Source organism: Anabaena sp. FACHB-595 (genome assembly GCF_048568275.1).
In the GTDB taxonomy this organism is placed as follows: domain Bacteria; phylum Cyanobacteriota; class Cyanobacteriia; order Cyanobacteriales; family Nostocaceae; genus Trichormus.
Genome location: NZ_CP183473.1, coordinates 1266642 through 1280414 on the forward strand (window position 1 = coordinate 1266642; position 13773 = coordinate 1280414).

The 13773-nt window shown below is 38.5% G+C and carries 10 protein-coding genes and 1 pseudogene; 3 read left to right on the forward strand and 8 right to left on the reverse strand.

The features are described from left to right. Positions 1-18: 18 nt before the first annotated feature. Complete coding sequence (gene psb28 / locus ACN222_RS05380; protein WP_010995256.1) at positions 19-387, reverse strand: photosystem II reaction center protein Psb28; 369 nt, start codon at positions 385-387, stop codon at positions 19-21. Positions 388-930: 543 nt separating this feature from the next. Here psb28 and ACN222_RS05385 point away from each other — a divergent pair. Beyond that, a complete protein-coding gene (locus tag ACN222_RS05385) occupies positions 931-1656 on the forward strand; it encodes a hypothetical protein (protein WP_010995257.1) in 726 nt (241 codons plus the stop codon). Between the two features lie 16 nt (positions 1657-1672). Here the strand turns inward: ACN222_RS05385 and ACN222_RS05390 are convergent, their stop codons facing one another. Beyond that, positions 1673-3508, reverse strand: a complete 1836-nt coding sequence (locus ACN222_RS05390) for a C2 family cysteine protease (RefSeq protein ID WP_010995258.1) — start codon at positions 3506-3508, stop codon at positions 1673-1675. Between the two features lie 577 nt (positions 3509-4085). Here ACN222_RS05390 and ACN222_RS05395 point away from each other — a divergent pair. Continuing rightward, positions 4086-4853 carry a DUF1350 family protein gene (locus ACN222_RS05395; protein ID WP_010995259.1) on the forward strand — a complete coding sequence of 256 codons (768 nt, stop codon included), beginning with the start codon at positions 4086-4088 and terminating at the stop codon, positions 4851-4853. 75 nt (positions 4854-4928) lie between these two features. Next, positions 4929-6065 (forward strand): PP2C family protein-serine/threonine phosphatase, encoded by a 1137-nt coding sequence (locus ACN222_RS05400; RefSeq protein WP_010995260.1) that lies wholly within the window; start codon positions 4929-4931, stop codon positions 6063-6065. Here ACN222_RS05400 and ACN222_RS05405 read toward each other — a convergent pair. From ACN222_RS05405 to cysS, 6 genes and pseudogenes are all read right to left on the reverse strand, one after another. After that, the gene (locus ACN222_RS05405; RefSeq protein ID WP_041456314.1) at positions 6062-6388 is read right to left on the reverse strand and encodes an STAS domain-containing protein; all 327 of its coding nucleotides are present in this window, start codon (positions 6386-6388) and stop codon (positions 6062-6064) included. The two genes, ACN222_RS05400 and ACN222_RS05405, sit on opposite strands and share 4 nt — an antisense overlap. Before the next feature lie 882 nt (positions 6389-7270). Beyond that, on the reverse strand, positions 7271-8677 hold the full coding sequence (locus ACN222_RS05410; RefSeq protein WP_010995262.1) for a sensor histidine kinase: 1407 nt from the start codon (positions 8675-8677) through the stop codon (positions 7271-7273). A gap of 259 nt (positions 8678-8936) precedes the next feature. Continuing rightward, positions 8937-10283 (reverse strand): TldD/PmbA family protein, encoded by a 1347-nt coding sequence (locus ACN222_RS05415; RefSeq protein ID WP_096637244.1) that lies wholly within the window; start codon positions 10281-10283, stop codon positions 8937-8939. Positions 10284-10422: 139 nt separating this feature from the next. Further along, a complete protein-coding gene (locus ACN222_RS05420; RefSeq protein ID WP_010995264.1) occupies positions 10423-11859 on the reverse strand; it encodes a TldD/PmbA family protein in 1437 nt (478 codons plus the stop codon). Between the two features lie 36 nt (positions 11860-11895). Further along, positions 11896-12261 (reverse strand): four helix bundle protein, encoded by a 366-nt coding sequence (locus ACN222_RS05425; protein WP_010995265.1) that lies wholly within the window; start codon positions 12259-12261, stop codon positions 11896-11898. A gap of 31 nt (positions 12262-12292) precedes the next feature. Next, a pseudogene (gene cysS / locus ACN222_RS05430) lies at positions 12293-13753 on the reverse strand (cysteine--tRNA ligase). Positions 13754-13773: the final 20 nt, after the last annotated feature.

Consider the following 13773-nt stretch of genomic DNA (forward strand, 5'->3'; position numbering starts at 1 on the left):
TTTCACAAATATCTCAATCTAACGTTCTCCATATTCCATATCATTAGCCTCGGCGTAACGGTTCATAAAGCGCATGAATCGTTCCCAATGATCATCACGCTCAACTTCAAATTTGCACTCTACTCCTTGTAGTTCATCACCTTCGTCACCCCCAAAAATAAATCTTGTTGCAGAGGGGGTGACGCTAATTTCTCCTTCTTCATCGGTTAACAATAGAGAATTCAAGGATTGTTTAGTAAAGCTGTTGAATCCTTCTATCGCTTGGAGTTGATTAAACTTCATCATAACGATACGTTTGCCAGTACGGACTTCTCTCCGTAAACTAACATTACTTAATTCTTCAAAAATACCTGCGAAAAATTGAATTGAGGGGGTGATAGATGTCATGAGTGGATTTAAATTTAATTGTTATATCCACAATTTACAACAGTTCTTGATATCATTCCCCGTTTTCTAAACGGAGGATTTCAAGAATCACTTCTTGGGTTTCCTCTTTCCCCGACTCGGATTACTTAGAGGGATTTCTCCACCCAAGCAGAGGTCGATGCCTCCAGAGGCTGAGATCCTGTGTGTCCCACAGTACGTAGTCCTAATGGTGAAGGCAAAGCTATGACCTTGGACTGTCTCATTCCACCATTTTTAAATTCCCAACGCCGTGTTACCAAGCCAAAACCGTGATTATGTGTCAGTCAAGACAACTTTAAAAGCTCAGTTTCAGTGGTTGGTAATTGGTGATGGTAAACGTAATTATCCTTCGGCTGATGCTCACATCTGAAACCCATTAGCAATCAAATCCAGCATATCGTTATTAATTAGCTTAGTTATTCATAGTATAAAAATTTTGAGACAAAATTGCAGCCACCGCAGCAATCATTAAAATAGGTTGTTATATTGTACTAAATCACTATTCTATTCAACCTGGGGAAAGCTGTGCGTAATGATTTACAAGATTTGGAAATTAGTCATAAAGAATTAGAAAATTTGACTAACTTACCTGTGAAATCAGAATTAATTATTATCAGGAATATTTTTAAAAATATTTGTAAAAAAATTATAACTCAGATTAAAGGCTCTGAAGGTGCTACAGTAATCTTCCTGAGTTTTTCTGTATTTATTTTTGCATACTTAATATTTGATGTTTTTATCAAAATATTTGTCGCATGGATAGAGATGCCATCCTGGTTATTATTAATAATTTTAAGTTTGTTAGGTGGTATCAGTACACAGACTTTTTTATATTACTGGTGGCGTAACCAGCAAAAAATCCTGAAAAAGAATATGACAAATTCGCTAGAAATACTCTTAAATGATGTTGATAGATACAATGCAGTTATTAAAGCTATACATATTAATGACCAGATAGAAGATGCAGGGAATACAGGGGTAAGCATCAAGGAAAGAGAAAAAGTTATCGATGCCCTTAAACTGACAAGAGCCGATTTAATTAGAGCATTAAGAACAGAAAGAATATTGAGAGAGAATAAGAATTTTATTCTCGGCAATACAGAATTATTTACCAATAATTTAGCTACTTTAACCGCTATGCAGGTTACAGAACAAGCCACTGAGCATGGCAGGTTACTAAATGAAGCATTACAAATTGCTTTAGATGTGCAATATGAAATGAAAAGCTTACAAAGTCAATCTAATCTATAAAATGTGACAAAAGTCTTTAGATTGTTTTATCCCAACCTAGAAAATTTCTGAGTAAATCATTAAACGACAAATCTAAGAAACCATTTTTAAATATGCCGTTTTCGTACCCTCCATTTACTCCCCAAGGATTGTAAAGCCTAAATCTTTGTGTGGAAGAGCTATAACTTACTAAAACATAGGCATGACTAGATACAACATTAGTCGCAACCTGTGTTGAACTCCTAGAGGCAAAACAAATCATTTGTCCTTGATTAAATGCGGTAACTATGGCATTCATATCTAGACTGTCTAAATTATCATATTGCGTACTACTGCCTGTAATGTCGGTTATGGCACGTCCAGCATAACCACTTACAATCGCTTGATAGGAGTTCCTTCGTTGACCACTAGCAGGGCCACGAGTCCACCCTGATTCGTTAATTTGAGCGTAAGCTTTTTCTGCTAAAGCCACCCACAATTCAGTATTGGGGTTATCATGCCTTCCACCAATTTTTGCATAGGGTATGTTTCCACCTGATACGTAATTACTATTAAGGTTATTCAGGGTAGCTAAAAATTTATCTACAGTCACAAAATCTGCAACTTTATTATTATAAAAACGAACAGTAAAAGTATTATCACCATTATCGATAAACATACTTTGGATAACATTAGGTGTTCGTAGTGCAGTATTAGCTAATCCAGCAAGAAAATAGCAATTACCAATCGCTCCTTGATCAACATCTTGATAACTAATTCCGTTTTGGAATAAAGCACCTCTGGCTTCCCGGTAAGTGAATTGAGTGGAAGTTAATTGTGGGCGATCGCTACCAAAAAACCATTTACCCAATAATTTTTCTAACTGGTCGGCACTACTCCCGGCAAACAAATTGCCAATACCAGAATTTATATTTGCCATATCGCCATTGGCAACTTTATTAGACAAAATCCTCACATGGTCTTGTATTGTGAAACGAGGAGCATTAGTAATAATAAGTCTTAAGTCAGATAACTCGTTTACATCAACCACACCATTATCTTTCGCATCTCTAAAGATAGTAACAATGTCATTACGGCTTAAATTACCATCTTGAGCTAAGTTTTTTACTAAAGTAAGCATTTGTCGATCTTTCAGATTTTGACTTAACCAATCTGCTGCAATTGTGAAAACCCGTTCAACAACTTGGCTGGTACTTCTGAATGTATCTAACGCAGTAGCTCGAAGAGTATAATTACCACCAGCTAGATTTAATCCACTCAAGGATAAATTATGTGTGAAACTTCCCCAGCGACTATCATTAGTATTTATCGTGATGCGTGTCACGTCGTTAGAAATAGAATTAACTAATAGTCCATTTTGAAAAAGTTGAAAATCGATGACAGAAATATCTCTAGCACCATTAGCATCGAAAACTTGACCACGACTAATATTTAGGCTTCCTGTGTTAGTAATGGTGGGATTATCGATAGTAAATGCTAATGAGTTCGGTGCAGTATTAATTGAAAGACTGAGATTATAGTTTGTGCCATTAACTGTAGAACCACTTCCTGGGAAAATCCGGATAAAATAATTTCCTGTATCTAAAGTAGTTCTGATTGAATCGCTAGCTATTCCCAATAAATTGGAACTACCTATAATTTCGCTAATACCATCAATAATCCTATTTGAATTTTTATCTTGAATTAATTGTATGTCTGCATTTGTGGTTAAACCACCCAGAGTCAGGTTTAAACTACTACGACTATTCAGACTGAAACTATAAAAATCATTTACATCTCTGGAACCTATGAAATCTGTAAATGTCTGTGTTGTGGTTGTCAGGTTAACTCGTCTTGCACTACCTAGCGTATTCCCCGCATGATCAAAAATCATTTCTGTTCCTATTTAGTTAATATTGCAAAAAGTTAGCAATCCCAATAAAAAATGACTTCTTTTGGTGCTTATACCCAATATTCATGTATTTTCAGGAAAAACTTCTACCGTAGAGTTGCCTAATTATTTTTTAAAATGCAAGTAAATTTGCAAGCTTTTTTTATGAAGAGATTAACTTTACTTAGTTGCTTGTTAATGAGTGAAATTAAATTCAAATCGCTTGCGTAGTGAGCTTTATGTTGCATTCATCTTTAAATCTGCTTTTATTCCTTGAACCAAGATTTGCAAAAAGTAGTGGAAAAAACTTATCGATTAAGATTAAAGTCTCACCCAATCATAAATTCTGTACTAATAGCTAAAGTAAGTTTTAGCTAACTAGGCAATCTTTTAAGCCATGTAAATAGACTTAAAGTTGAAGCTAGAAATTTATTTTCCGATTTTTAACCAAGCGGTATTGGACGTAAGAAGAGAAATATTCATAGTCTTGTTGTGGTAATTGCCGATGGGGTTCTGGTTGGAAAATGACTAATCCAGGGTCTAACATAAAGAAGTGTAAATTAAGCGATCGCCTACAGGGATGGATTGGAAAGAAATTAGAGGTAACTGGGTGCTTGTTCCCCGTAATCCAGTCGGGATCATTCATTTCTTGGGAGGTGCGTTTGTTGCCACAGCACCCCATCTGACATATCGTTGGCTACTGGAACAGTTGGGTAATAAAGGGTATGTAGTGATTGCCACGCCCTTTGTGAATACATTGGATCATATTGCGATCGCCAACTCTGTGCTATTGAACTTTGAACGCACGATAGAAAGATTGCATGATTCTGGGGCATTACGCAAGCTCTACTTACCTACCTACGGAATCGGACATAGTATGGGGTGTAAACTCCATCTACTCATTGGCAGTCTTTTTCCTGTGGAACGAGCAGGCAATATTTTAATCTCTTTCAACAACTATGCTGCTAAGGATGCTATACCCTTAGTGGAACAGTTCAACACTACTTTGGCGATTGAATTTACTCCCTCGCCTTTGGAAACAAACAAACTCGTACAGGAAAGTTATAATGTCCGGCGCAACTTATTAATCAAATTTAATAACGATAACCTGGATCAATCAGCAGCTTTAACCAAAATCTTACAAGTCCGCTTTCCAGAAATGGTGACAGCCCAGACTTTACCAGGAACGCACACCACACCCTTAGGTCAAGATGTCAAATGGCAAACAGGATCATCATTCACCCCCTTTGATGCGTTAGGGCAGTGGTTCAAACAAGAAGTCTATCGTGACTTAAATCAGCTAAACCGTGCCATGCTCTTGTGGTTAAATCCTCTTTCGCCACCGTGAAAAGAGGAGCAGGGGGAGTAAAGAAGAATAACTAATGACTAATGACCAATAACCAATGACCAATGACTATTGACTATGTTTCAAATTTTGATAATTGATGATGATCTATCAATTCAAATATTATTAAAAAGAATTTTACAAAAACAGGGTTATCAAATAGTTACTGCGAGTAATGGTGAAGAAGGAATTACTCAAGCATTAACTAGTCGCCCAGCGCTAATTATTTGTGATTGGATTATGCCTGGCTTAAATGGTCTGGAGGTTTGCCATCGCATCAAGACAGATCCGAATCTATCCACTACATTTTTTATCTTGCTCACCTCTTTGGATTCTGTGGCCGATCGCGTTAAAGGTTTAGATGCAGGTGCTGATGATTTTATCACCAAGCCGATTGAGCAAAATGAGATGCAAGCAAGGGTTAGAGCCGGATTGCGACTGCATCAATTAAGTCGAGATTTGCGGACTCAAAAGCTGCTATTAGAAGAAGAATTGGCAGAGGCCGCCGAATATGTGCGATCGCTTCTACCAGAACCCTTAGATGAACCCATCAGTATCAATTCTCGATTCATCCCCTCTCGGCAACTCGGTGGTGATTGTTTTGACTATTACTGGCTGGATGACGATTGCTTGGCACTATATCTACTAGATACAGCCGGACACGGATTAAAAGCTGCTCTCCCCTCAATTTCTGTTCTCAATTTACTGCGTTCCCGCGCCCTGAAAAATCTCAATTATTATCAACCCAGTGATGTATTGAAAAGTCTGAATGAAACCTTCCAGATGAATTATCAAAATGATAAATACTTCACTATCTGGTATGGTGTTTATCACCGCATCAAACGACAACTAATTTATGCTAGCGCTGGTCATCCACCTGCAATTTTGATATCTGGAACATCCCCAGGTAGTACGGAAGTGCAAATTTTAAGAACCCCAGGAATGCCAGTTGGTATGTTTCCAGAAGCACAATATGTTGATGCGTATTGCGATGTCGAAAAATTGAGCAGTTTGTATATCTTCAGTGATGGCGCTTACGAAATTACTAAATCAGATGGCAAACTTTGGAGTTTAGATGCTTTCATTCAGATACTCGCTAGCGTACATCATAATGAAGATTATCAACTTGATCAGGTCTTAAATTGCCTTACCGCCTTGAACTCCAAAGATATATTTGAAGATGATTTATCAATCCTACTAGTTAAGTTTGACTAACTATTCGCTAGTATAATTTGATTAAATTCATCTTGATTATTAAATATTTCAAATACCTTATCCATACCAGTTAATTCAAATAATATTCTCACCTGTTCATTAATCGAACAGAGGAATAATTTTGTCCCGGCTGCTCTCAATGTTTTAAAAGCTAATACTAAAGCTCCCAAGGCGGAACTATCCATAAAAATCACATCCTGACAATCAACTAAAACAATTTTTGTGCCGCTATTCAGGAGATGGGTAATCTCTTCTCGCAGTTCCTGTGAATTTGCCGTATTGATAATTCCACTGAGTTTAATAACTTGTACTTGCTGATTCATAGTGTTCTTAACCAATTTACTGTAAGAGGATGTACTAAATTTGCCAATATTATATAGCAACACACACAATTTTAGTGAAACATATGCGCCTCAAGAGGCTTACTTATTGCTTATAGACTCCATTTGTAACTACAATACAAGTCAATTTTACCTCAATCAATAAATGTAGATTTTGAATTTATCTTCATATAATTATGAACCTGATTTAGGAAATAAGATTGAGGTAAGAGATATGAAGATAGCCTAATTCCTCAATATTATTTTGTATATCTTGTACCCAAAAGACTAATTTTTTCGTAAATTTATCAAACAATATTCTCACGCAATATACATTATAGAAATTAGCTAATCAATTTGGCAAAATTGTAATTTAAGCTGCAATTTAACTTAACCCTCAATGCAATAAAGACAGTTATGCCAGCAGAAACTATCAAACGGGCTATTAGCCAGCCCTCGTCATAGCCCATAGCTCCGTTTTTCTTTTCTTATCTTGGATGTTGTCTAGTAAGTAGAACAACTTGAAAAAATAAACTATGTTAAGTAATGTAAAAACGCTAGGATTCGTTTCATAGTAAGGACTTTAGTCCTTTTTTGTTCGCGGAGCATATCGTAGTCAGACGCTGCGCGTAATACCAATTCACAAAATATTTGAGACAGATTTAGGTTGGGTTGAGGAACGTAGGCGCAGCCTTCTCATAGAGTAACCCAACACCAAAACCTCGATTTTGTTGGGTTTCACTGCGTTCTACCCAACCTTGTATATTGAGGGAAATGGTATAAACCTTGGCGTGAGATCATTTAAACACTTGCTTAAACACAAGGGTACACAACAATACTTTAATTATTTACCCTGTTCTACTTAGTCGATGAATCTTATTTCCTTTAAATAGGTATTTCTATTTCAAATTTTGTGCCTTGTCCTGGAGTAGAAATACAGTTTAATTTTCCGCGATGCTGCTCAACTACAATTTGATAGGTGATAGAAAGTCCTAAACCAGTACCAGAGCCAACGGGTTTGGTAGTGAAAAAAGGATCAAAAATATGGGATATTGATATTTCATCTATACCAATTCCATTATCACTAATAGAAATTTTGACTGTATTTTCTGGCAGAATTACTTCTGTTTTAATTTCAATTATTGGCTGAGTAATTGTATTAGAGGCAGACCGTAAAGCATCAATCGCATTATTGAAAATGTTCATAAATACCTGATTGATCTGGCTGGCATGGCAATTGACTTTAGGAAGTGGCTGGTATTCTTTAACTACTTGGATCTGTGGTAAAAGCTCATTAGCTTGCAATCGATGTTGCAGTATTAGCAAAGTACTTTCTATCCCTTCATGCAGGTCTATCAATTTCTTGCTGGATTCATCAAGGCGAGAAAAATTACGTAAACTCAGGACAATATCTCGAATGCGATCGCTTCCCGTTTCCATAGACTTAAGCATTTTAGCAGCATCTTTGCGTAAAAATTCTATGTCGGATTCTTTAATTTTTTGTTGCAGGGGTATAGAAGGATTAGGATATTCTAATTGATATGCTGCAATCAGTTCTAAAAGAATATTTATAAATTCTTTAGTATGGGTAATATTGCTATAAATGAACCCAATGGGATTATTGATCTCATGAGCAACACCTGCGACAAGATGTCCCAAACTAGACATTCTTTCTGCTTGAATCAGTTGTATTTGGGTTTTATGCAGCTCTTTGAGAGTTTGTTCTAAGTGAATATTTTGCTGTTTAAGTGCTTTTTCTGCCAATTGGCGCTCAATTTCTGCTGCGGAGCGAGCAGCAAATATTTTTAAAATAGCTTCTTGTTCTTCGTAACTACGTTCTAATGCTTTAGTATGTAAGCCAGCAATATGTCCAAGAGGCTTACCATGAGGATCTAAAATTGGCACGCCTAGATAGCTTTCCACATCCAAATTAACTAAATCTAGGTCATCAGGAAACTTTTTCTGGATACAATTAGGGTAAATCTGAAGACCTTCTTGATAAAGAACGCCGCAGGGAGTTCCAGCCAGATCGTATTCAAAATTGGGGCCAAATTCCTCTCCTTTCCAAAATGCCAAAACTCTAGCTCGTGGCTGGTCATCATCAATAAACTCTGCAATCAAAGCATACTGAATTTGGAGTACCTCAGCCAAGTAATGAGCGCAAGCTTGGAAGAAGGCTTCACCAACCTGAGATGCAATCCCTTCTACAATCAGTTTTAGGTTAATGTTTTCTTGCTGGAGTGGTTGATTTGGTAACGAGATCGCCGTTTGCTTTGAAATTGGAGTTAGCATGACAATAGGTTGAATATTGAGTAAGTATTAAGACACGTCGTTCCTCTCATTCTTCCCAAGTACAAGGGATAAACTCTATTACCAAAGAACAATTTAAGCAAGGTTCATACAAGATTAATACAAACTAATTGATTGTAAATTGATATCATCTATTAGCTTATTACCACCATAATAGCCGTCTAGTTAAAACAAATAATCGTATATAAGCGATAGTTACAATCGCCTAAATATAGTGATTCAGTTTGATAAATGAATATGGCTACAAAGTATAAGTAAAATCATTGACCAGCATCCCAGGAACCAGACTACCTCCTAGTTGACGACTCTCATAGGTTCCTACTTCGGGAATGAATTCTTGAAAGTTGGTAAAATCTATTAAATTGTCTCCCCAAAAGCGATAGAGACTTTCATCAAAGCGTAAGTTTTCAATGGGGGCGATAATTTCACCGTTTTCTATCCAAAAACAGGCGTAACGGGTCATACCTGTAATTCTACCTGTGGGGCGATCGCTCCAGTTTAAGTAATGCAAATTTGATACATATAAGCCTGTATCTAAACTGGGTAAAATTTGCTCATAGGTTAAATTCCCTGTAATCACCTCTGGCGCGCGCAAAGTTTCCGAACTGTTCGCACCATTGGCAATTTTTTGATATTCTTTAGCAGTCCGCGAATTAACTAAGGTATTTACTAAAATTCCTTTGTCAATTATTGATAATTCTGGTGCAGCCATTTCCCCCAGTTGATTAAATCGCGGTACTAAACCCAGTTGGAAGTTTTCTCTCAAACTAAATTTAGGGGAAAGTTGTTTATCTTGGCGTGAGAGAATAGCTAATGCACTATTGCCTTGTTGGAGGTCTGCTTCACTGACTGCACCCCAAGAAAGCATACCCAATAAATCAGCAACAGCAGCCGGGGCAAAATAAGTTTTGTATTGTCCTTTTGGTACTTCTTTAGCTGGATTTGATAGCAGTTTTAATTGCTGTTTCCCTTCGCTAATTTTGACGGAATAAGCTTCTTGATCCCAACTACTCCCAGCAAATGTGCCTTTAACAGCTTGCCCAGAACTGATAAATAAAGAATAATCTAACGTGAAAGAGTCAGTGGCGAACCAATGTTTTTGTCCACGAGAATCGCCATAAGCTCTGATAACTAAACCCCCAGCATAGATACCAGTAAAATCTAACTCCCTAACTTGTTCTAATACATTCGTTACCACTGCCTCTGCTGGCAATATATTACCTATATGGGTTTCCCGACTGGTATTGTTTCCTGATGGTAAAACTAGATAGGGATCAACTGGTAATAAAGGCAATTCATCCCGTAGTTCTTGTAAAGCTTGATATGCTGATTGCCAGTCTTTTTCCCAATTTCCAGTAAAAGGAAACTGACGAAAACTGCTGCGTTGGTCTGTCATCAGAGTTAATTCAATCCAACCATCAGCTACAAAACCAGTTTGGCGAACTTTGGCTTTATTAAAACGAGTAAATTGACTACGTTCACTGCTAAGTTTCACAGTGAATTGTTCGTTTTCTAATTTTTTAACTAAGAGAGTTTCTAATAGTTGATTAAAACTAAATTCTAAAGTAGATACTTCCTCAATTTTCATGGATGTCAAAAAGGAATAGAGGGCAACATGAAAGTTTGAATTTTGTAGCTTTAGCTTCCCTGCGGAACGCTACCGCATTCGCTAAAGGCGTTCTCGCAGAGTACCCGTAGGGAATTTTGAATTTTGAATTTTGAATTGATTAACCTCCTCCAAAAACTTCGACATCAGCAAATACACAAACTGGTGAACCATGTCCTACCCAAATAGATTGATTTGGTTCGCCTTTACCACAGTAAGGTGTACCGTACATTTGCCAGTTAGCATCATCACTGATTTGTACTAGACTATGCCAAAATTCTGGTGTTGTGGCTCGATAGTTGGGATTACGAAGGGTTTTGGTTAGCTTACCATTTTCAATGAGTTTGGCATACTCACAGCCAAACTGAAATTTATAACGGCGATCGTCTATTGACCAGGAACGATTAGATTCCATATAAACGCCGTGTTCTATATCACTGATCATCTCATCAAAGGAGATGTTTCCTGGTTCTAAGTTTAAGTTTGCCATGCGGTCAATTGGTGGTCGATTCCAGGAGGAAGCGCGAGCGCAGGCTACCCCTGGAACTTTGGCTCTGGCTTGACTTTCTAAACTGCCTAAACCCCTTTGTAATACACCTTCTTTGATGACATATTCCCTTGTGGCGACTACGCCTGTATCATCAAATCCGTAACTGGCATATTCACCGGCAACAGTGGGGTCAAAGGTAATATTCATTAATGGCGAACCGTAGACTAGTTTGCCAAAATCACTGGTGTTGACGAAGCTACCACCAGCATAGTTACGCTCATCGCCTAAAATTCTGTCAATTTCTAAGGGATGTCCTACACTTTCATGAATTTGTAACATCATTTGGTCTGGGGCTAAAACCAAATGGGTGCGGGTGCTTGGACATTCTGTGGCGGTTAAGAGTTCTATGGCTTGTTCGCCTATTTGCCGTACTCTTTGCCATAGGTGGTCTTGTTTTAACAGTTCGATTCCGCCTTGATAGCAGTGTGCTTGCCAGCCGTTATTGCTACGTTGTTGAACGATCGCCCCATCTTGAGCGATCGCGCCATAATGAGTACCTATGGACAAGAATTTTTGATATACCTCAGAACCGTTGCTACTGACAAACCAACTCTGTTTTTCACTGGTGGAAGCGCTGGCGGTGGTTTGGACAATTTTTTCGTCCACTTTTAAGGTGTGGCAAATTCGCACCAACAAATCATTAATTTCCCCAGGACTAAGCGCATCTAATGGCTCTAAAAATGGGGAATTGTATTCACCCACCACCTTGGGGCGTTCAGTGTCACGGAACGGGTATATCCCCCACTGACTGGCTGCTAGTGCTTGTTTATAGGCTATTTCTGCCGCCGCTTGCAAGGATGATAATTCTAGGGAGTTGGTAGCCGCATAACCCAAGGAGCCATTGACCAAAACTTCTAACATGGCTCCGACTGTGGTTGATTTGCCGTTACTTTGGGGCAAACCATCACGGACATAATGGTTAGCAGCAGTTTCTTTGACTACTCTAATACCGATCCAATCGGCAGGTATTTTAAAACTAGCGATCGCTTGTGTAAGTTCAGACCACATATATTCAATTCAAAATTCAAAATTCAAAATTCAAAATTATTTTTGACTATTTTGTTTGGTTTTAACAACTATTGCAGCAATTATCTTGATTAACTCATTGGTTTCGCCCAAAATTGGCAATAGTCTGTTTTCGGGGATCAATTCTGTAGCAATGAGAAGCCTGATCCAATATCTTGTTTCCCTCCCTTCTTTCAGCGCAATTTCTAGTTTGTGAACAAAATCTGCTGTACTTTGAGCAGCTTGGGATTCCTCAACATTGGCTCCAATTGAAGTTCCAGAACGTAGCAACTGTTTAGATATGGTTCTTGCTACTCCTGAAGTTTCATCAAGTACCTTGCAAAGATTGATAATCCGAGTAGCAAACTCAAATGTTCTGTCGGTAATAGCTTTGTGGTTACTCATCTTTTTGAATTTTGAATTTTGAATTTTGAATTTAACTTCTGTGCCAACGAGTACCTTGGGGGCTATCAATTAAGGTTACACCTTGTGCTTGCAGTTCATTACGGATGCGATCGCTTTCGCTAAAGTTCTTGTTTTTTCTGGCGGCTTGTCTTTGCTCAATTAGCGCTTCAATATCTGTATCACTCAAACCCGCTTGTGTCTGGGTTTCATCATCTAGTTTGGCTTCTAAACCCAAGATTTTAGCTAAGGTGACAAGGGTTTCACCTTAGCTAAAATCTTGGGTTTAGAAGCCAAACTAGATGATGAAACCCAGACACAAGCGGGTTTGAGTGATACAGATATTGAAGCGCTAATTGAGCAAAGACAAGCCGCCAGAGAAATTAAAGTCATCATCGCCTAATTCTTGAAAACGGGTGGCGAGTTCAGGAATAATTGCAGATTCTTGACCCCAACCGAGCTTTTCACCATATTGATAGCCAAAGAGCAAACCTTCCTTGAGGGTTTTCCAGCTATTTTCGGCAGTGGCGATCGCTTCTTCTGTAAAATCTAAAGGCTTGCGGTAATGTGCCTGCAAGACAAACAATCTTACAGCCATCGGGTTTACGGGGTCTTCCTTCCAGCTACCGACCCCATCTAATAATTCTCGAATGGTGATGAAATTACCCAGAGATTTTGACATTTTCTGACCATTCACCATTACCATACCATTGTGTGTCCAATAACGCGCCAATGGCTGATTCATGGCTGCTTCAGACTGAGCAATTTCATTTTCATGGTGGGGAAAAATCAAATCTCCACCACCACCATGAATATCAATTGTTGCCCCTAGCTTAGAACGAATCATCGCCGAGCATTCAATATGCCATCCCGGACGACCTGCACCCCAAGGAGAATCCCACGCTGGTTCCCCTGGTTTTGCTGCCTTCCACAAGGCAAAATCAAAGGGATGTTGTTTTTTAGGTTCTGAATCTTCCGCATCTACCCGACCGCTAGCACCAGCCTGCATTTGTTCCAACTCTCGACCAGAGAGTTTGCCATAACTGGGAAAGCGTTCTACGCGATAATAGACATCCCCACCAACAGCGTAAGCTAGACCTTTTTCTTCCAGAATTTGGATTAATTGATGAATTTCGGGAATATGCTCGGTGACGCGGGGATATTCATCCGCATCCAGCACATTTAAACGGCGGATATCTGCAAAATAGGCATCGATAAAGCGGTTTGACACCTCCGCCATCGTTAAACCTTGTTCTTTGGCACGGTTAAGAATCTTATCGTCAATATCAGTAAAATTTTGGATGTATTTAACTCCAAAACCACGCCAAATCAAATAACGCCGGATTGTATCCCAAACAATGTAAGAACGTGCATGACCCAAATGGCAATAATCATAAACTGTCACGCCGCAGCAATACATCTTAACCTTACCTGGCTCTACAGTTTCCAAAGGTTCTTGACGGCGGGTGAGGGTGTTGTAAATCGTTAGGGTCATAACACGGTAACTTGGAAGAG

Bases quoted from the DNA above. Each gene is read 5' to 3' on its own strand.
- ACN222_RS05405 (WP_041456314.1), bottom strand. From the start codon at position 6,388: ATGAATCAGCAAGTACAAGTTATTAAACTCAGTGGAATTATCAATACG.
- ACN222_RS05425 (WP_010995265.1), bottom strand. From the start codon at position 12,261: ATGAGTAACCACAAAGCTATTACCGACAGAACATTTGAGTTTGCTACT.
- psb28 (WP_010995256.1), bottom strand. From the start codon at position 387: ATGACATCTATCACCCCCTCAATTCAATTTTTCGCAGGTATTTTTGAA.
- ACN222_RS05400 (WP_010995260.1), top strand. From the start codon at position 4,929: ATGTTTCAAATTTTGATAATTGATGATGATCTATCAATTCAAATATTA.
- ACN222_RS05395 (WP_010995259.1), top strand. From the start codon at position 4,086: ATGGATTGGAAAGAAATTAGAGGTAACTGGGTGCTTGTTCCCCGTAAT.
- ACN222_RS05420 (WP_010995264.1), bottom strand. From the start codon at position 11,859: ATGTGGTCTGAACTTACACAAGCGATCGCTAGTTTTAAAATACCTGCC.
- ACN222_RS05390 (WP_010995258.1), bottom strand. From the start codon at position 3,508: ATGATTTTTGATCATGCGGGGAATACGCTAGGTAGTGCAAGACGAGTT.
- ACN222_RS05410 (WP_010995262.1), bottom strand. From the start codon at position 8,677: ATGCTAACTCCAATTTCAAAGCAAACGGCGATCTCGTTACCAAATCAA.
- ACN222_RS05415 (WP_096637244.1), bottom strand. From the start codon at position 10,283: ATGAAAATTGAGGAAGTATCTACTTTAGAATTTAGTTTTAATCAACTA.